This window comes from Streptomyces capoamus (assembly GCF_014654935.1).
Classification (GTDB): domain Bacteria; phylum Actinomycetota; class Actinomycetes; order Streptomycetales; family Streptomycetaceae; genus Streptomyces; species Streptomyces capoamus.
Genome location: NZ_BNBF01000003.1, coordinates 366901 through 385739, shown reverse-complemented (window position 1 = coordinate 385739; position 18839 = coordinate 366901). Strand labels below are relative to the sequence as shown.

Below are 18839 nucleotides of genomic sequence, written 5' to 3'. Positions count from 1 at the left end.
CTCGCGCAGCAGCGCGGGCACCGCGTCCCAGTCGAAACCGTCCAGGGTGACGGGTGTCGTGTTGCCGGGCAGCGTGGAGCTGATGATGCCCTTCTGCACGCCCTCCCCGGCACGGTACGTGTACGTGTCGTACTTGGTGGCGCTGCCCTTCACCATCAATCGGGCGTCGATGTACTGCGGGTACACCGTGAGGCTGCCGAACCGGTTCCGGCCGGTCTCCTTCTCGAACGCCCGCACGGCGGTGCGGATACCGGCCGGAGTCAGCAGGTCCCCCGTGCCCGTCCCCGTATCGCCGGCGGGCGACGCGGAGGAAGCCGGGCCGCTCGGCGACGATGTCCTGGCCTGCGCGCCGGCGGGGGCCGAGGGCGGCCCGGATGTCCTGGAGGCCCCCGAGGCCCCGGACGGCGGGGTACGGCCCTCGGGCCAGAGCGTCCATATGAGCGTGCCCGCGAGTGCGGCCACCGCGACGGGCAACCCTGCCAGCGTCCAGCGCCGACGGCGACCGCTGTCGCGGTCGCGTTCGCGGGGCGGCACGGTCGTGGGCTCAGGCCGGGCGCCTTGCGGCTTCAACGGCACCGTGTGCTCGGGCCGGGCGTCGTACGGTTCCGGATGCACCATGTGCTCGGGCCGGGCGTCGTAGGGACCTGGCCGCATGGCGGGCGGTGGGCCGAAGGCCGGCGTCCCCGTGGTCTCCGTCCCGGGAGCCGGTACGGCGGGCGGGGGTCGCAGGGAGGAGGAGGCGGGTGTGCGGGGCTTGCGGGCCGCAGCCTCCAGCATCCGGTCCAGTTCCCCGGCACCGGGGCGTGCCGCGGCGTCGCGGACGAGGACCCGGACCAGGACGTCGCCCAGCGCACCGGCCCGCACCGGTGGCGGAACCGGTTCGCTGAGCACGGCCGCGAGCGTGGCCAGCGTGGTGCCCCTGCGCAGCGGGTGACGGCCCTCCACGGCGGTGTAGAGCATCATCGCCAGCGACCACAAGTCCGAGGCGGGGCCCCCTTCGTGCCCTGCGACGCGTTCCGGTGCCATGTAGTCGGGGGTGCCGATGACCGACCCCGTCGCGGTGAGCGTGGTCGCCTCGCGGATCGCCGCGATGCCGAAGTCGGTGAGCACCGGACGGCCGTCCGGGCGCAGCAGGACGTTGGCCGGTTTCACGTCACGGTGCTGGATGCCCGCCTCGTGTGCCGCCCGCAGCGCGGCCAGCACCTCGCGGCCGAGCAGCGCCGCCTCCCGCGGCTCCATGGGCCCGCGGGCGAGGCGGTCGGCCAGGGAGCCACCGGTGACCAGCTCCATGACGATCCAGGGATACGTTCCCGGGCCGCCGTCCACGATGTGGTGGATCGTCACCACGTTGGGGTGGGCGACCCGGGCCAGGGCGCGGGCCTCCCGCAGGACCCGTTCCCGCAGCATCCGGGCGGCTTCCGGGTCGTACTCGGCGAGGTCCGGATCCGGCGGCCGGACCTCCTTGACGGCTACGCTCCGGTGCAGGACGAGGTCCTGTGCCGTCCAGACCATGCCCATACCGCCACCGCCGAGCCGTTCCCTCAGCTCGAACCGCCCGTCGACAACCCGTCTGCCGCTGTTGCCGTCACCCGCATCGCTCATGCGCGGGAGCATAGTTGCCGCCGCCGACGACCGCGGTGACGGCCCCGGCACGGCCGCCGCAGTGGTCAGACCCATCCATCCAGGCGGGCGGTGCCCAGGTCGGCGAGGATGTGGTCCACGGTCTGGTCCGGCGTCTGGCACGAGGTGTCCAGCCAGAGCCCGCGACGCGGAGTCTCACGACGCAGGACGTCATCGAGGATGCCGACCGTCCAGGGCCCGCGGTAGCCGCTCTTGCAACGATCGGCCTCGCGTGCCGCGACCGCTTCCGGTGTGGGTGCGAGGACGATCAGGTACAGGGGTCTGGACGTCACGGCATCGAGGAACGGATCGAGGTGCTCACCGAGAACGACGTCCTGCACGATGACGGTCCATCCCGCCTGTGCGTACAGGTCCGCGACCGCGGCGGTTGCCTGGTGGCGCAGTCGCAACTGCGCCGTTGCCTCGGCGGTGGGCTGCGGCGTGAACTCCTCGCGGCCGGACACGATCATCCGCCGGAAGCCGTCACCGCGCAGGTGCACGGAGCGAGGGAGCCGCTCGGCCAACAGGTGAGCAACGGTTGACTTCCCGGACGCCATGGCGCCGGTGACGAGCACGACTGCGGAACTCAGCTCCTGCACGGTTGGCCCCTGTCTCGATGCGGCCGGACCTCAGGCCGGCTTGCGCCACACGGAGATGTGCTTGGCGGAGTCCTGGGTGAACGGGGACCCGTCCCAGTCCGCGACGCGACGTTCCAGTTCGAGGCCGGCGATCCGCGCCATCAGGTCGAGCTCTGCCGGCCAGGCGTACCGGTGCCGGGAGCTGCCGCGGCGGTAGCGGTCGTCGTCGCCGTCGCGGGTGAAGTGGTGCGAGACGAGGATCTGCTCGACCAGGTCGAAGGTGTCGAAGCCGAGATGCTGCTCGGAGACGTCGAAGGGGACCGCGACCTGGCCGGGCGGCAGGAACCGCAGCGGCGGCACACCCAGCTCGATGACGAATCGGCCGCCGGGCGCCAGATGCCGTGCGGCGTTGCGGAAGCACTCGACCTGCTCGTCCTGGGTGAGCAGGTTCGTGATGGTGTTGTAGACGAGATAGACCAGGGTGAACTCACCGGGGACGAGTATGGTGGCCATGTCCCCGATGACCACCGGGAGGGTGTCCTCGTCGATCTTGCGTCGCAGCACCGCCGCCATGTGCTCGGACAGTTCGATGCCCGCTACCGGTACGCCGCGTTCCCGGAGCGGGACTCCCACTCTTCCGGTTCCGATGGCGAACTCCAATGCCCGGCCGCCTTCGGCGAGTTCGGCGAGGAAGGCGAGAGTCGGTCCGAGAACGGCAGCCGAGGACATCTCGGTCTCCTCGGCGTCGTAGCGGTCGGCGGTCGCACGGGTCCACAACTCACTGCTCGTCACGGACGGCCACTCTGCCCGGCGCCGAGGGACGCTGTCGACACGTTTACGTTCTCCTCGGCCCAGCGTGCGGGTTTCTAGGCGACTTGCCGGGCGGGAGTCGCCGTGCCGGGCGCGGCCGTCCGCGTCTCGTGCATGACCAGCAGGCCGCAGCCCACCATGAACGTCGCGGTCAGGCAGTGGACGCCGAACGCGGTGGCCACGGAACCGTGGTGGGTGAGGACGGTGGCCATGTCGCCGTACGCGGCGAGGGCCTCCACCAGCAGCACCCAGCCCAGCGCTCGCCGGTGGCCCGTGACCAGCAGGGTGCCCAGGACCAGGGCCAGGACGACATCGCGGATTCCCTTGACGATCAGGAAACCGCCGCCGTCGCCGGACGGCCGGTTCGGCAGGCCGAAGCCGGGCGCCGTCGTCTCCGGGCTCAGGATGTACTCCGTCCCGAACCAGAGGACGAAGAGGACCAAGGCGGCGACCAGTACGGTATTGATCTTCTTCAGCGACATGGTTCTTCTCCTTGCGAGTCTTTGCCGGCGTGATGGGTTCGTGGAACCTGCCGGGCGGGTCGGCGGTACCGGGGCCCTCTCGGCCGGCTGTGGCGTCAGGCGAGGGCGGAGACGAGCAGGGTGAAGGCGGCGATGATGACGGTGACGCGGACGTAGTGCCAGCGCTGCCAGCGGTTCAGCTGCTCCTTCCAGTCCGCGGGCCTGTTCTCGGGGGTCCAGGTCCTGTTGCGGTTGTTGATCGGGACGAGCAGCAGCACCGACATGACCACGCTGATGATCAGCAGTACGGCGGCCGTGACGACGAGTCCGGCGCCGTGGTGGTGCCATCCGGCGATGGCCCAGACCGCGCTGAGGGCGAGTGAGCCGATGTACCAGAAAGGCATCAGGGCGCCGAGCATCCGGCCACCGTGGGCGTGGCCGAGCTGACCACTGTCCTCGGGAAGCGCGTCCAGGATCCGGTTCATGATGAAGGCGACGGAGAACTCCACCCCGACCATCAGGCCGACGACGACGGTGGTGACGACCTCGAGTGCGTTGAGCATGACGACCCCTCCGGGAACTAGCGTTGCTAGCAGATGAGGCAACGCTAGACCTTCTGCCGCTCGATTGTCTAGCAGTGCTAGGATCGCTTCATGTCCGTACAGGAACGCAAGCAGCGCGAACGGGCGGAGCGCGAGCGCCTCATCGTGGCGACGGCTCGCGAACTCGCCGAACAGCAGGGGTGGGACGCCGTCACCACCCGCCGCCTCGCCGAGCGCATCGAGTACAGCCAGCCCGTCCTCTACAGCCACTTCCGCGGCAAGCGCGAGATCATCGGCGCCGTCGCCCTCCAGGGGGCCGCCGAACTGGCCACGGCGGTGCGGACCGCGACCTCCGCCGCGGACGGCACGCGCGCCCGGGTCGCCGCCCTGGCCCGCGCCTACCTCGACTTCGCCGTCCGCAACCCGGCGGTCTACGACGCCTTGTTCCAGCTGGACGGCGGCCTGGCGTACGCGCAGGAGGACACCCCCGAGCCTCTGAAGGACGCCTTCGCCGCCCTGCTGGAGACCCTCGACGAGGTCACCGGCGAGGGCGTCGACCCGGGACTGTTCACCGAGGTGTTCTGGGCGGCCCTGCACGGCCTCGCGACCCTGACCCGCGCGGGCCGCCTGCTGCCCGAGGACGCCGGACCGAGAGTGGAGCTACTGGTGGACCGGCTCGCCGTCACCTGACCCACCGCCCCGGGTGATGGTCCTGAAGCGTACGGATCGCGTACATCGACCGGTCGCCGGAGTCCGCAGGACAGTCGCCCGCCGCCGGGACCGTAGGGCCGTCACCGTAAGAGCTGGATGGCGGTGGTCACGGCGGCTCCCACGGCGCTCATCACCCCCACCGTCACGAGGAGGAGCCGTCGCATGAGGTCAGCGCTGACGGTGGGCTCAAGCGGGGTGACGGTCAGCGGGGGCAGTGCCTTGCGGTGCCGCATCTGCGCGATCTTGATGCGGGTCACCGTGTAGTGCCAGATCAGCCGCCGCTCCTGCTCGACGCCGCACACGCGCAGGAAGATCTCGAGCCACTCGGTGGTGGGCAGCTCGTCGCCGTTCAGTACGTGAGCGAACGTCGCACCGGATATCTCGTAGATGCGTCCGCTGCGGCGCTCCAGGTCCCCGATGGTCAGGCCCTTGTCCGCTACCAGCTCCCGCATCACCGACAGCACGTCCTCGGCGGTCGTGCACAGGGCCAGCGCGGTATGGAAATGGTCGACGGTGAGGGTGCTGACGCGGTGGGGGTCGTCCGGCAGCTTGGCGGACAACTGCAGGTGCGCGTCCATGAACCGCTGGACCAGCGCCAGCAGGCCGTCCGGCTGCGCCGGCACGACCTCGTCCTCCGGTGCGGCGACGGCCTTGCGGAATCCGAGCAGGCGCGGCTGGTGCGCTTCTGCGCGTTCTTCGGGACTGTCGCATGCCTCGGCCTCCGGCTGCGCGGCCCGCACTTTGGCCTTGCTGGCGGCTTCCTCGGCTGCGGCGCGCGCCATCGCGTTCGTGTGCAGGCGCTGCCATGTCGTCATGTCACCGACGAAACCGCAGCCGCGCACGAACGATTCCACCACCTCCCACTTGGGCACCGTCTTGCCGGAGGCCGCGGTCGAGAGTGCGGCAGCGGAGTAGTGCGACTTGGCGGCCAGGTCCTTGTAGGTCAGGCCGGTCCCGCGCCGCAACGCCCGCAGTTCACGCGCGAGTTCGGCCACCTCCATGGGTGCCGTCGTCGGGATCTCGTTCTCGGGACGTGCCATGTCTACCTCCGCGGCTTCCGGAGACCCGGGCGGAGGCGGCATCGCGGCCGGCGCCGCTGTGCCGCAACGCCCCGGGGAGCCGTCTCGCCGGCCGCCGCAGCCAGGTCCGTGCGGGTCGGCAGGGAGGCCCAACGACGGGGCAGGGCCGCCGGGAGGGTCCGCTCAGGAGGCGCCATGGCGGTCTCCCGGCTGCCGCAACGCCGCGTCGCGCCGGCGGACACGGCGGACGAAGCGCTGGGCGCCCCGGAGCAGGTGCCTGTGCCGCAGGTGCCGTGGTGTCACCGCCGGGCGCCCTGCGAGCCGGTGGGAGTCGCTGGGCCGACTGCGGGTGCACCGGGCATAGCCGGCCGGGGTCCGCCGCTCGGCCGGCCTGTGAGGGCCGTCCCGTTCGCAGCGGCGGGCGGTGGCGTGGTCCCGGTCGTGGCCGCTGTCGCCTTCGTGGAGCCGGGCGGCGTCGGACGAGGGCCGGCTGTCCGCTCGTACGACCTGCAAGAGAAGTTCGGCGGTGGTGCCCCCGACGAACGTGCCCACCATCGTGCTGACGACGGGATCCGAGATGAGGGCTTGGGTACCGAAGCCGGCCACGGCCCCGGCTCCGTTCGCGGAGGCGGCAGCGAGGGCGAGTCGCCATCGCTTCTTGCGGTTGCTGCTGGCAGGAGACATCTCAACTCCCGTTTCCGAGGCCTTGTCCGAAGGCCCTGTGAGTGGAGGTGAGCGAGGGCCGTCCCGGGCGGAGCGACCCTCTCTCGGTCACCCGCTCCGGAACGGCCGGAGCGGGCAGATGAGCGGCCTGAGTGCTCGATTCCGTGTGCTGTTGGGGGGGGCGGGCCTTGCCCGGTACTGAGAGGGAGGAGCGCCAACTCCCGTACTCCCAGCGGTGACCCGGAGGTCACCAGGGCTTCCGCGCGCTTCGCCACAGTCTGCCGCACGTGCAGGCGGCAGTGACACGGCGTCAGCCGCGACGTACCCGCTTGTGAATTGGTGCACAAGGTCCTCCCGGCGGCACGGGCGGGTCCCTGCGGAGCGTGAAGAATGTCGATCTGGTATAGCGACTGACGACCCAGCAGCTCGCACGTTTGGCCAGCTACGCCCGTTTGGCGTACTTCATCAACACGTGAGAGGGGTGAGTCAACAGGCTTCGAACAACTCCGAGGCGGAGCAACTGCGCAGGTGGGAGACGTTGTTCGGTTGTTAAAGTTCTTCAGCGGTACACCGGGACGACTCCCCATCACCGTCACGGCGCGCCACCATGGGGGCCGCGGTTAGCGCCAACTACCCGCGATCAGGGGACATCTCACGGCCTGAGTGCTCCTACTGGCCCCCCGCCGCTGCGGGGGGCCTCCCTTACGACAACGCCCCCTATAGCGCCTTTGCCCTGATTCGAGACCTGGGGCGGTCATCTGTGAACAATCGAAGGTCAATTCCTGTCCCACGGGAACGATTGTGACCGATGTCACCGGCTTGACTGTATCGGTCTATACCATGCTGAAACGTTCCGGCATCTCGAGTGGCCGAAGTCGGCATGCGAGCGACGGGGTGGAGGTGTGACCAGCACCTCCGCGGCTCCGCCACGGGCCCGGGCCGCCTCCTTCCCGCAGCCCCCGGCCGCGATGATCCAATAGGGCCATGCATCGAGCGCTTCTCACCGGCCTGGCCACCGCCGCGCTTCTCGTCGCGGCCGGACCGGCACCTTCCGCCACCGCAGCGGACGCGGCTCCCCGGCAGTGGTACCTCGACGCCATGGGCGCTGACGAGATATGGAAGGTCAGCACCGGCGAAGGCGTCAAAGTGGCTGTCATCGGAACGGGCGTGAACCCCGAAACGCCCTCCTTGCGCGGGCAGGTGCTGCCGGGGAAGGATGCCCTGGTCGCGGACGGGCTGGCCAAGGGCGACGTCACGGACACGCGCGACACCACCGGCGCCGGCACCACGGCCGCCGAACTCATCGCCGGCACGGGTCGCGGCGGCGGGCTGAAGGGCCTCGCCCCGGGCGTGAAAATCGTCCCGATTCGGGTGCCACCGCTCCGCCACGACGAACTCCCCGACCTCAACTACCCGTTGTCGACAGCGATCAAGGCGGCTGTCGACTCGGGCGCACGCGTCATCGACATCACCGTGGGCAACCAGTACGTCATCGGCAGCGACTTCGACGATCAGGCCCTGGAGTACGCGATCAAGAAGGGCGTACTGATGTTCGCCGGCGTCGGGGACAACGCCAAGGAGGGCAACAAGCCGCAGTATCCGGCTGCCTACGACGAGGTCGTCGGCGTGGCCGCCATCGACCGCACCGGCACGGTCGCCCCCACCTCCCAGCACGGTGACGCCGTCGACATCTCCGCCCCCGGCGTGGACATACCCCGCTGGTGCGACGCCGGCTTCCGCCGGTACTGCGCGGACGGTGACGGCACCGCGGCGGCCGCCGCCCTGGTGTCCGCCCAGGCGGCACTGGTGTGGTCCAAGCACCGGGACTGGACGGCCGCCCAGGTCTGGCGCGTCCTGGCGGACACCGCGGGCCGCAAGTGGCCCGCCGACGAGCTCAGCCGGTACCTCGGTTACGGGATCGCCCGCGCCCGGCAGGTGGTGGTCCTCGGCCGGGGGCGGCCCGGGCCCCCCGACAGGAACACCAAGCCGGCATACGTCCAGCCGCTGCCCGGCTCCCCCGGCAACGCCCCCAGCAGGAAGCCCTCGCAGACGCACACCGCACCGCCTTCCCCGGCCGCTGCGGCCGAGCCCCACCGGGATTCGGGCCTGCCGCTGCCAGGCCTGGCCATCGGCGCGGCAGCCCTCGTCGTCCTCGGCGGCGCGCTGTGGGCCGTACTGCGCCGCCGCACCCGATGACGAGGGACTCCCCGACGGCAGCCGCGGTCGTCACCGGGCCGGTATCGCACCCTTGACAGCGGGCAGGCCCGCCCGACCCGGCGGCCGCACTGCCGACGAGCGAGTTGTCTCGCAACCGTGCCTGGCACCGTACGTTTTCCGTCACGCCGACGGGTCGCGCGGGCGACCGCGCCGTTCCGATTTCAAGGAAAGCGCATGCACATCGCGGTCGTACGTGCATTCCATGCGGGGCGCACGATTTCGGCCTGGCCCTGACGGAGTCTTGATCCTGATGGTGGTCGTGTGTCTAAAGTGCTGCCGTGTCATTCAGATGGTCCAGACCAGGCCGGACGGGTGCACACGACCATGCACGGGGGAGCACGACATCACGCACATCAGCAGACGCCTCCTGTGCAGCTACGTCTTCACGAGGGGGAATCCTTTGGGCCGCACACGCGCCTCCGCAGCCGCCCTGACAGCCGCCGCTGCCTGCGCCGCCCTTCTTGCCGGAACGTCATCCGCCTACGCCGCGACCTCATACGACAGCGACATCTGTTCGTCCTCCGGCAACAAGTACTGCTTCCGTCTTCACTTCAACTCACGGTCGTCGCAGACGTGGGTGTCGCACGGTTCGTGCTTCCTGTCCAACGTGTCGGTTCCCAATTCCTGGGGCTACTCGCCGAACCAGTCCACGGTGGTCCGCTACACCTTCGACTACCACGCCAACGCCTGCTACAACGACGACGCGGGCTACAAGCAGGGCATCTTCCGCAACGCGGCATCCGGGTCCAACGACGACCCGTCGCACTCGTACAACGTGTACTCCAGCACCAACTACTCGGGCTACACGACGTACTTCCCCCGCAAGGACGGCATGGCCCACAACCTCGCATCCAACGTGAAGAACAAGAACGAGTCCCAGCGGAGGAACTGACGTGCTTGCCCAGTCCGTGCGGGTGGCAGCAGCTGCCGCCGCCTGTGCCACCATCGCCACCGCCGCCTACGCCACCACTCACCACAGCCAGGCAAGTGACCGCACCACGGCCCAGGCGGCGGCAAGCCGGCCGCGGGCCGAGGCCGCTCCACGTCCCGCCCAGGCCCCGAGAGTGCCCCAGCACGGACTCGTGAAGGGCATGAGGCTGCCGGTGGAGAACTACATGCTCCCCAACGCCGACACCGCCCAGGTCGAGGACGCCCGCTCGGCGGTCGAGACGGCGTGCATGCAGAATCACGGGTTCACCTTCAAGCCGCCCTCGGCCAGCAACACCGTCCCGGCCGGCTTCGACGGGGCCAACATGGAGCGCCGCTACGGCCTCGCCGACGACAACTCCGCCCGCACACACGGCTATCAGCTCCCCGGCGCGGTCGACCCCTCCCAGGAGCAGGCCGAATCGGACGCCGAGGAGAAGGCGGAGAACCGCACCGACGCGTGGGACAAGGTCCTCGACGAGACGTGCATCCCAGAGGCGAACCAGAAGGTCGGCATCATCAACCCCACCGACCCGGCCGGTGAGCTGTCCGCCCGGTCCTTCGAAACGACGAAGGCGCAGGCGCCGGTGGTGAAGGCGCTCGCCGCGTGGTCGTCGTGCATGAACCGGGCGGGCCACAGCCTTCGCTCCCCCCTCGACGCCGGCTCCGCCTTCCCGTCCGCCCCCGGCGGCGGTACCGCTTCCAAGCCCTCGCGGGCGGAGGTGCGGACCGCCACAGCGGACGTCACCTGCAAGAAGAACAGCCGTCTCGTGGCGGTCTGGTACAAGGCGGAGATCGCCTACCAGACGAAGCAGATCGCCGTTCACAGCAAGCAGCTGCAGGCACAGAAGGCACACAACGCCAAGCTGATCGCCAACGCTCGGGCCGTTCTCGCCGCGTCAGGCAAGCGGTAACGGCGTTCCCACCCCTGCAGACCGCCGGCGCGCCCGCCTGTACCACTCCTCCCGGTACAGGTGAGGCGCGCCGGTCGGGGAGGATCCTCCATGCCCAGCAGGAGAACCGTCGTCGGCTTGCCGGTGATGTTCGCGGTCGTCTTCGGTACGGCCGCCTGGTACATCGAGACCCAGGTCGACAGCTCCTCCGCGCCTGTCCGTGAGAGAACGCGGGTCGAGGTGACGCGCTACGGCGTCGACCACGGCCGCGGACACCGGACGGCGTACGCGGAATACGTCATCCACAACGACACGGCTCCCGGACCGGTCACCTACACCGTGACCTTCGGTTCCGGCGACGACGATCCCACTGCCTTCACCAAGACGGTCGTCAAGCGTGTCGGCGCGCACGGCAGTTACACCGGCAGCGTCCGTATCCCCTGGGAGCCGGCGGACGCTCTCGACGGGGTCCAGGTCCTCGACGCACAGCGGACGGCGGACTGACCGGCCCTCTTCCTCCGGCTTCTCGCAGCACCCGCACCCCTGGCTCGCTGCAGGCACGGGCGGGCACGCCGCGCCCTCCACCAGGGCACGGACCATCCCATCACTCAGGAACGGGGAAGTCCTGTCTTGAGATCAAGGAAACGACACATGTCCTGGGCCGCCGCGGCGGCCTGTGCAGCGCTGGCGGGCAGCCTGCTGCACGCCGGTCCGGCCACGGCAGCACCGGCCGCACCACCCGAGCAGGCACGAAGTCAACCGCCGACGACCCCGCCACAGCGGGTACCGGATCCCACGAAGAAGCTGGGCAAGGACTGGAAGACCGCCGGGGACCGGGCTCTGGTCACGGCAGCGGACGCCTCCGGATTCAAGATGCTCGTCGCGGACAGCAAGGACGCGTACCAGTGGCGGACCGTCGCCTCCCTCGCGGAACCCGGCATGCCGGCGGACGCGTGGATCGGCAACGCCTGCCTCATGGACCGTGACCACGCAGCTGCCGTCTATGCGCCGCGCACCTTCGTCAACAAGCCGGACGTCATGCAGGGCGGCGCCTTCACCGCGGTGGTCGACCTCACCACCGGCAAGGTGAAGAAGCTGCCCTTCACCGCGTCTCTCGCCTACTTCGACCCCTCCTGCAACTCCGCCACCCACACGGCGGTGTTCTCGGCGTTCCGTGACGACAAGACCCATCTGGTCACCGTCACCGCCGAGGGCAGGACGACCGCCGACGCGACGGCCGCGGGCCAGCTGACCTCCGCCGTGCCGGTCAAGGACGGCCTGGTCGCCGCCCTCGGCCGCCAGGTCGTCCACGTCGACCCCTCCGGCGCGCACGTCAGGACGCTCGCCGCGACCGACAGCACACCGTTCGACATCCGGCCCACCGCGGACGGGCAGGTCGCGTTCCTCGACCACGACGGCGCCACGGCCCACGCCCGGCTGTGGCACGGCGACAGCAGGCCCGGCGTCATCGCGTCGGGAAAGCTCGGCGACCTGGCCCTCGCCCAGGGCGACGGCGGTCGGGTGTTCCTCACCGGCCGCCCGACAGGGGCCACCCGCCTCACCGGCAGCCCGGTCACCCGCCTCGACGCGCCGGCCGACGCGCACGTCTCCACCCTCGGCCGTCTCGCCGTCGACCCGGTCCTCATGCCCGGCATGCGCGCCGGGCTCGACCGCATCAGCCATGCCGGCAAGGGTTTCACACGGCCCGAACCGCAGCAGCGCACCGCGCAGCCGCCCGTCGACGGCGGCACCGGCACCGCGGTGACGGTCGTCAGCACCGCGACCTCGACCGACGAGAAGATCACCCAATCCGTGGCGGACACCACCAGCCCCACGGGGAAGGAATCCTTCTCCCCCGCCCTGGCCGCGTCCGGCCACCCGGCGGTCCGGACGCCCCGGGCGGGCGACCCCAGGGCCAATGATCCGGTCGACACCGACCGCTGGTGCTCCGTCGCCCGCAACGACGTCAATTCCCTGGCGCTGCAGCCGACACCGAATCAGGTGGAGTGGGCCGTCGACATGGCCGTACGCGGCCAGCTCCGCGCCCAGTACATCAAACAGGGCGGATGGCGGTCTCAGGCCGGCCTCGGTTCCATCGACCCCCAGGGCCTGTTCCCTCCGCCCACGCTGAAGGGCAAAGCCGGCGCCCGCATACCCGCGCAGGTGATGCTCGGAGTGCTGGCGCAGGAATCCAACCTGTGGCAGGCCGAATCCGGTGCGATACCCGGCCAGATGGGCAACCCCCTGGCCGCCACCGCCGGGTTCTACGGCCACAAGGGAGACACCACCGAGGCCTACTGGAAGATCCACTGGGCCAACTCAGACTGCGGCTACGGCGTCGGCCAGGTCACCGACGGCATGCGCATGAAAGGCCACGAGAAGCAGGGCGAGACCGCTCTCCCGCCGGAGAAGCAGCGCGCTGTCGCCCTGGACTACGCGGTCAACGTCGCCGCCTCGATGTACATCCTCGCCGACAAGTGGAACGAACTCCACGAGTCAGGGCAGACCATCACCGTCAACAACGACGACCCGTCCAAGCCGGAGAACTGGTTCACCGCGCTGTGGAACTACAACCTCGGCTTCAACCCGAAGTCGAAGGCATCGGAGAACCACGGCGCATGGGGACTCGGGTGGTACAACAATCCCGCCAATCCCCTGTACCCGCCGGACCGTTCTCCGTTCATGAGCGTGCCCACGGACGCGGCGCACCCCGAGCGCTGGCCGTACGAGGAGAAGGTGATGGGCTGGGCCGCCTGGTCCATCGACACCGGCTACTCCTACGCGACCTCCGGCCGGCAGGACTGGCCCGGCGAGGACGGGTACGCCACAGCCGGCTTCCGTCCCGCCTGGTGGACTTCCCCGGCCGAGCGGAACAACATCAAGCCGCCGCTGGACACGTTCTGCACCAGCGCCAACAGCTGTGCGGTCAGCAGCCCGCCGCGCTGCGAGGTCGATCACATTCCCGACTGCGACTGGCACCACTGGTGGCACGAACAGAACGCCACGTGGAAGAAGTACTGCGACACCGACTGCGGTCACGAGAACATCAAGTACGAGACGCTGATCTCGGAACCAGGGCGCGGCTACCGGCTGCAGTACGGCACCCCCGACTGCAACGCCGCCCCCGCCGGGGCGCTGATCGTCGAGTCCACGCCCGACAACGCGCAGTCCTACAGCGACTGCAAAGCCGCCGCCGACGACGGCCACTTCCAGTTCACGTTCAACCCCGACCCGTCCGCGACCGGCCCGGGCCTGGGACAGTACGAGGCGAAGGGGGACCTGTACCAGGTCGGCGGCGGTCACGGCGGCCACTTCTGGTACTCCCACACCCGCGACGTCCACCATCTCGGCGGCGACAGCGGGCTGATGACCATCAAGGGCACCTGGACGCTCGACAAGAGCGTCTCCTGGGCGAGGGTGATGGTGCGCCTTCCCGACACGGGGGCCCAGACCCGGCAGGCCCTCTATGTGATCGGTGGCTCGGACAGCACCAGCCCGGGCCGCATCGTCGAACAGCGAGCCGGCCGGTGGGTCAGCCTCGGCGCCTTCCACTTCACCGGCACGCCCACCGTCACCCTCACCAACGCCACCGACGACGGCACCGCCGACGAGGACGTGGCCTGGGACGCGGTCGCCTTCCAGCCCCTCCCGGGCAAGCCGAACAACGTGGTCGTCGGCATGGGCGACTCCTACTCCTCCGGTGAGGGTGCCTCCGACCCGGGCGGCGACGACTACTATCCGGAGTCCGACTACGTCGGCAAGGTGGACGGGGACAAGGTGCGCGACGACTGCCACCGCTCCAAGTACGCCTGGACGCGCCGGGCCGTCCTGCCCGGTGAGCAGCTGTCCACCGGCGAGCTGGACGACAACTGGAGCGCGCGCATGGACTACCATCTCGTCGCCTGCTCCGGCGCCCGTCACTACAACATCCTCAACACCCCCCAGACCGGGGAACTCCCGCAGATCAAGCAGGGTTACCTCGACCAGAACACCACCCTCGTCGCCCTGTCCATCGGCGGCAACGACATGGCCTTCGGCGACATCGTCAAGAAGTGCATCACCGCGCTGACGGACGTGTGCCAGAACGGGTCGATCGAGAACCGCGACCCCGACACCGGGGACAAGACCGGCGACAACACCCCCGCCCTGAAGGACTGGCTGCCGACGTGGGCGCACGACACGGTCCGGCCCCGGCTGGTCAAGACCCTCGACGCGCTCCACGAGAAGGCCCCGAAGGCGAAGATCGTCCTCATGGGCTACCCGAGACTGCTGGAACGCGACGGCCAGTGTGTCGTGGGCATCGGCACCGAGGAGGGGCCCTGGCTGAACGCCATGGGTGACCTCGTCGCGACCGAGATGAAGGGAGCGGTCGACGACGCCAACGCACGCAACCAGGACAACGCGGTCTTCGCCGACCCCCGGTCCGCGTTCGCCGGCCAGGCGATCTGCGGCGACCCGGAGACCATCCACGGCATCGTCCTGACCGGGCACGCCAAAGCGGACTCCAAACCGTCCTCGATGAAGTCGTTCCACCCGAAGATCTCCGGGACGGCCAACTACGCGAAGGCGTTCCAGGCCGCGCTCCGCTGAGCGGTCCACTGGTCCAGGCCCCGGTGGGGGGAGCCGGTCGGTTCTCCCCACCGGGGCTTTGAGTAGGCGTACGGATACCAGACACTCCACGAGCAGAGGACGATCGACGGCATGGCCTACCTGATGCGCGCCGCGAGAACCGCCGTTGTGGCTGCGGTCGTCACCTTCGGATCCTGCAAGCTCCTCGAGTCCGTGGAGGCGCTGCTCGATCACCTGACCGCGGCGGACAGCGACCGCAACGCGCTGGCCGGTGTCCCCTACTACTGGGCCGCCGACGCAGCGGTCGTCGTCCTCTACCCGTTCGCCCTCTGGGCGGGGCTCAGGCTGGCGAGGGTCCGCGGGAACCACCTCGCGGTCGTCGTCGGCTTCTTCACCTGGGTCACGCTCATGCTGCAGCACCTGGGCTTCAGCACGCCGGGGAACGCCGTCCGGTTCGCGGTCCACGTCCTGCTGACGGCCGCCGCTTCCCTGCTGCAGGGGGCGCTGAAGCCTGCCGGCACACAGCCGAAGGGGCCGGTGCCGTGAGGCGCCGGCCGACGAGGACCGTCTTCCTCCGCGGCGCCGGCAAGGCGCTTCTCCTCGTCCACCTCCTTCGCGAGAAGGTCCTGTCGCTCGTCGTCTCCACCAGCCGAGGGAAAGCGCACCGCCTCTGCTCCGGCGCAGCCGCGCGGCAGGCCCGTCACGCCTCCGAGGCCGGGCTGCGCGAGATCGCCGGTGCGTACCAGGAGATGACGCCGTTGACACTGCGTCTGCTGGTCATCGACGACCACTGCGTACCGGGAACGCTCGACCGGGACCTGTTCGCACCACGCCGGCCCGCGTACAAGGTGCGCTGCCGGATACGGCTGACCGCCTACTACACGAGTTGCCTGCCTCCCGGTGACACCATCGACGCGATCCTCACCGCGGGCGACCGGCCCCTGTCGCCGATCCCCTTCATGCACGGGCACGACGGCACCGGCACGGAACTGGTCCCCGGCCCGCCCGGGGACAGGGTCCGCGCAGGGCACGTCCTCGACCGGGACCACCCCGGCCGCACTCTTCCGGAGCCGGAGGAGGAACACCGCGTGTACCGGCGTGTGCACGAGCCGCCGCACGCCACGGTCGCCGGCATCCGACACCAGCACGGCGTCGTCTACCGCCTGACCCTGCCCGCGGACGACTACTACCGGGTGCCGCGTCGACCATGACCGATGTCGGCGCAGTCCGCCACACCCTCAGCCGCCGGCGACCCGCCTTCACCAGAACTGCCGGAGGTTGAAGCTCCGCAGGGAGACGTGGCTCTCGGGCTCCGTCGAGCTCCGGGCGTACAGGAGCGGCATCGCCGACCGGGCGGAACCGTACGCGGCGCTCCAGGCCAGCCACTGGTACGCGTCCCATCCCCTTTCCATGCCGATCCCCACACCGTCCTTCTCCAGAGTGGTCAGGGCCAGGCGGTGGTGGAAGGCGACGTCGTAACGGGCCCGGACGTCGAGCGGCTGCCGTTGGTGCCGGTCGAACCAGTGGAGCGCCGACACACCCCGCTCGCTGGGACTCTCGGAGTCCTTGTGCAGCCTGAGCAGCCGGTCGATGTCCAGCGGCGCGTTCCGCATGAAGCGCGCCATCTTCCCCTTCGCGTCCTCGACGGCCGAGTCCAGCGTGCTCCCGCGTCTCCATCGCGGATCGGTGGGCGCTCCGGTCCAGTCCGGGCCGAACACCTCCGCCATGTCCCGTTCCACCACCTCGCTGAACGGATCGAGCGGGGTGAACCGGAAACGCGTCGCCGAGGCGGCGTCGTACCGCGCCAGCACCGCGCGCATGTCGTCGGCGTGCCGGTCGAGGGTGCGCAGGAAGTGTTCCAGCTCGCCTGCGTGCGCGTAGTGCAGGAAGACGAGGGAGTTCACCGTGCCGGCGGCCCGGTCGGTCGCCGTCTGCTGGGAGACGCTGACCGTGCGCTGCCCGGCCCGCGAGTTGTCCAGCAGGGAGGCCACGAACGCCACCATGCGGTTCGCGCCCGTGGCGCTGACGTGCTCGGGAAGGACCGGATCGGTCACGCCGGCCCGGTGTGCGCACAGTCCTATCTCCACGTCGAGGGCCGGTCGCTCCTCCAGCAGCAACGACAGGAAACGCGCGCCTTCCAGATAGCGGTTGGCCTCCGGGTTGAACGTCTCGCCCTGCCGGCTGAAGCGGAATCCGGCGATCATGGTGGGGACCAGCGCGAGCATGCGCGACACAGTGAGGGCGCTCCGCTGGGGTCTCGGAAGCCGGTCCAGCAGCTCACGTGCCTTGATGATCTCCTCCCGCAGGGCAAGCTGCCCGCTGGAGGCGTAGATCATCGCGGCGATCGCCGCCTCCCACCGGCGGGGCCGCTTGAGTGCCAGGGGATGGATTCCCGCCATCTCGTCCGCGGACGGGAGGTGCGGGTCGACGGCTTCGGCCTCCCCGCGGACCCGGCACAGTTCCGCGATCTCCCGCACGTCGATCCTCGAACCGTTGTAGCGGCTGAGCGCCTGCGACCTCGAAAAGTCCCAGAAGGTGATCTCATCGGCCATTGCTGTGCATCCTTCTGCTCGTCCACTCGTCAGTCGTCCTGCTCGCGCCGTCCGCGCAGGACGAGGAAGTAGCCCGCGGCCGCCAGCGCGCCCAGCGTCGCGCTCGCGCCCCACAGGGCGGTCGGGCCCACGGCGTCCAGTGCGTATCCCGAGACCGCCGGCGCGACGCACGCCGCCGCCGACCACGCGAAGCTGTACATGCCCTGGTGGCGCCCGTGCGCGTGGTCCGGAACGAGGTCGGCCACGGCGGCCATGGCGGTCGGAGCCAGCAGGATCTCGCCGACCGTCCACACCACGACGGTCAGGGCGTACGTCCCGGGGGAGGCCGCCACGGCCGTCGTTCCCAGCCCTCCGCCCAGCAGCAGTGTCCCGACGGCCAGGGGGCCCGCCGGACGGAAGCGCGCGAGGATCCGGCCCGCGGGGAGTTGCAGTGCCACCACGAGCAGGCCGTTGAGACTGATGACCAGGCCGTAGTCGCGCGCGCCGAGGCCCGCCCGGGTCATGGTGAGCGGCAGTGCGGTACTGACCTCCTGCATCAGCAGCCCGACCAGGAAGGTCACGGCCACGAAGGCCACGAAGCGGCGCCGGTGCGACCGTTCCGCCCCGGCCCGAGTGCCCGGGCCGGCGTCGTCCGCGTGCCGGACCGGATCGGGGCGCGTCTCGCCCACCGCGAGGTACACGGTCAGCGCACACACCACGGTCACCGCCGCCTCGCCGAGGAACAGCAGGGTGTATCCGCGCTGCGCCAGCACTCCGGCGAGCGCGGCGGAGACGGCCACCCCGATGTTGACGGCCCAGTAGAGGAGGGAGAAGGCCCTGACCCGTGCCCGTGCGCCGACCAGGTCGGCCACCACGGCCTGGACGACCGGCCGGGAGGCGGTGCCCGCCAGGCCGACCAGGCACGCGGTGACCGCGAGCGCGGTGCGCCCCTGGGCGAACGCCAGCGCCCCCGTGCCGGCGGCGCTCAGCAGCTGAGCACCCAGCAGGGTCACCCGCCGGCCGAGGCGGTCGGCGAGCAGGCCGCCGACGACCGAGCCGACGGCGCCGCCGACGCCGTACAGGGTGGTGACGAACCCCGCGAAGGACGCCGAGCCGCCCCGGTCGAGCGTCACGTACAGCGACAGGAACACGACGACGAAGCCGCCGAGCCGGTTGACGAGCGTGGCGGCCCACAGCCACCAGAACGCGCCCGGCAGCACCGGCCCGGCGGCAGTCGCCGCGCGCGCCGTACTCTGGGCATCCGCGGTCACGGTACGACGGGCTCCTGCCGTTCGGCG

Annotated in this window: 16 protein-coding genes; 8 read left to right on the top strand and 8 right to left on the bottom strand. The window is 70.4% G+C overall.

Features of this window, described 5'->3' with window-relative positions:
- The 5 genes from IE312_RS07665 to IE312_RS07645 form a co-directional block, all read right to left on the bottom strand.
- A partial coding sequence (locus IE312_RS07665) for a serine/threonine-protein kinase (RefSeq protein ID WP_229899262.1) occupies positions 1-1602 on the bottom strand: 1602 nt, incomplete at its 3' end.
- Positions 1603-1667: 65 nt separating this feature from the next.
- Positions 1668-2219, bottom strand: coding sequence for an AAA family ATPase (locus tag IE312_RS07660; RefSeq protein WP_189979559.1), 552 nt, complete (start codon positions 2217-2219; stop codon positions 1668-1670).
- 30 nt (positions 2220-2249) lie between these two features.
- Positions 2250-2990 carry a class I SAM-dependent DNA methyltransferase gene (locus IE312_RS07655; RefSeq protein ID WP_189979557.1) on the bottom strand — a complete coding sequence of 247 codons (741 nt, stop codon included), beginning with the start codon at positions 2988-2990 and terminating at the stop codon, positions 2250-2252.
- Between the two features lie 74 nt (positions 2991-3064).
- On the bottom strand, positions 3065-3490 hold the full coding sequence (locus tag IE312_RS07650) for a DUF4267 domain-containing protein (protein WP_189979555.1): 426 nt from the start codon (positions 3488-3490) through the stop codon (positions 3065-3067).
- A 95-nt stretch (positions 3491-3585) separates the two neighbouring features.
- Positions 3586-4032: an anthrone oxygenase family protein gene (locus IE312_RS07645; protein ID WP_189979553.1), complete on the bottom strand. Its 447-nt coding sequence runs from the start codon at positions 4030-4032 to the stop codon at positions 3586-3588.
- A gap of 90 nt (positions 4033-4122) precedes the next feature.
- Between IE312_RS07645 and IE312_RS07640 the strand changes: the two genes are divergently transcribed.
- Entirely contained in the window at positions 4123-4701 is a 579-nt protein-coding gene (locus IE312_RS07640; protein WP_189979551.1) for a TetR/AcrR family transcriptional regulator, read from the top strand.
- 101 nt (positions 4702-4802) lie between these two features.
- On the opposite strand, the gene IE312_RS07635 is transcribed toward IE312_RS07640, so the two are convergent.
- Positions 4803-5762 carry a helix-turn-helix domain-containing protein gene (locus IE312_RS07635; protein ID WP_189979550.1) on the bottom strand — a complete coding sequence of 320 codons (960 nt, stop codon included), beginning with the start codon at positions 5760-5762 and terminating at the stop codon, positions 4803-4805.
- Between the two features lie 1626 nt (positions 5763-7388).
- Between IE312_RS07635 and IE312_RS07630 the strand changes: the two genes are divergently transcribed.
- The 7 genes from IE312_RS07630 to IE312_RS07600 all read left to right on the top strand — a co-directional run bounded on the left by IE312_RS07630 (position 7389) and on the right by IE312_RS07600 (position 16221).
- Positions 7389-8600, top strand: a complete 1212-nt coding sequence (locus IE312_RS07630) for a S8 family serine peptidase (RefSeq protein ID WP_189979549.1) — start codon at positions 7389-7391, stop codon at positions 8598-8600.
- A 628-nt stretch (positions 8601-9228) separates the two neighbouring features.
- Complete coding sequence (locus IE312_RS07625) at positions 9229-9513, top strand: hypothetical protein (RefSeq protein ID WP_189979548.1); 285 nt, start codon at positions 9229-9231, stop codon at positions 9511-9513.
- A 1-nt stretch (position 9514) separates the two neighbouring features.
- Positions 9515-10462: a hypothetical protein gene (locus IE312_RS07620; protein WP_189979547.1), complete on the top strand. Its 948-nt coding sequence runs from the start codon at positions 9515-9517 to the stop codon at positions 10460-10462.
- Between the two features lie 90 nt (positions 10463-10552).
- A complete protein-coding gene (locus IE312_RS07615) occupies positions 10553-10945 on the top strand; it encodes a hypothetical protein (RefSeq protein WP_189979546.1) in 393 nt (130 codons plus the stop codon).
- A 147-nt stretch (positions 10946-11092) separates the two neighbouring features.
- Positions 11093-15031, top strand: coding sequence for an SGNH/GDSL hydrolase family protein (locus IE312_RS07610; protein WP_189979545.1), 3939 nt, complete (start codon positions 11093-11095; stop codon positions 15029-15031).
- A 111-nt stretch (positions 15032-15142) separates the two neighbouring features.
- Complete coding sequence (locus IE312_RS07605; RefSeq protein WP_189979543.1) at positions 15143-15556, top strand: hypothetical protein; 414 nt, start codon at positions 15143-15145, stop codon at positions 15554-15556.
- Complete coding sequence (locus IE312_RS07600) at positions 15553-16221, top strand: hypothetical protein (protein ID WP_189979541.1); 669 nt, start codon at positions 15553-15555, stop codon at positions 16219-16221. The genes IE312_RS07605 and IE312_RS07600 overlap by 4 nt, the downstream gene beginning before the upstream one ends.
- A gap of 48 nt (positions 16222-16269) precedes the next feature.
- Here IE312_RS07600 and IE312_RS07595 read toward each other — a convergent pair whose 3' ends face one another.
- Together IE312_RS07595 and IE312_RS07590 are read right to left on the bottom strand one after the other, a co-directional pair.
- Positions 16270-17562, bottom strand: coding sequence for a hypothetical protein (locus tag IE312_RS07595; protein ID WP_189979539.1), 1293 nt, complete (start codon positions 17560-17562; stop codon positions 16270-16272).
- A 29-nt stretch (positions 17563-17591) separates the two neighbouring features.
- Positions 17592-18812 (bottom strand): MDR family MFS transporter, encoded by a 1221-nt coding sequence (locus IE312_RS07590; RefSeq protein WP_189979537.1) that lies wholly within the window; start codon positions 18810-18812, stop codon positions 17592-17594.
- Positions 18813-18839 lie beyond the last annotated feature (27 nt).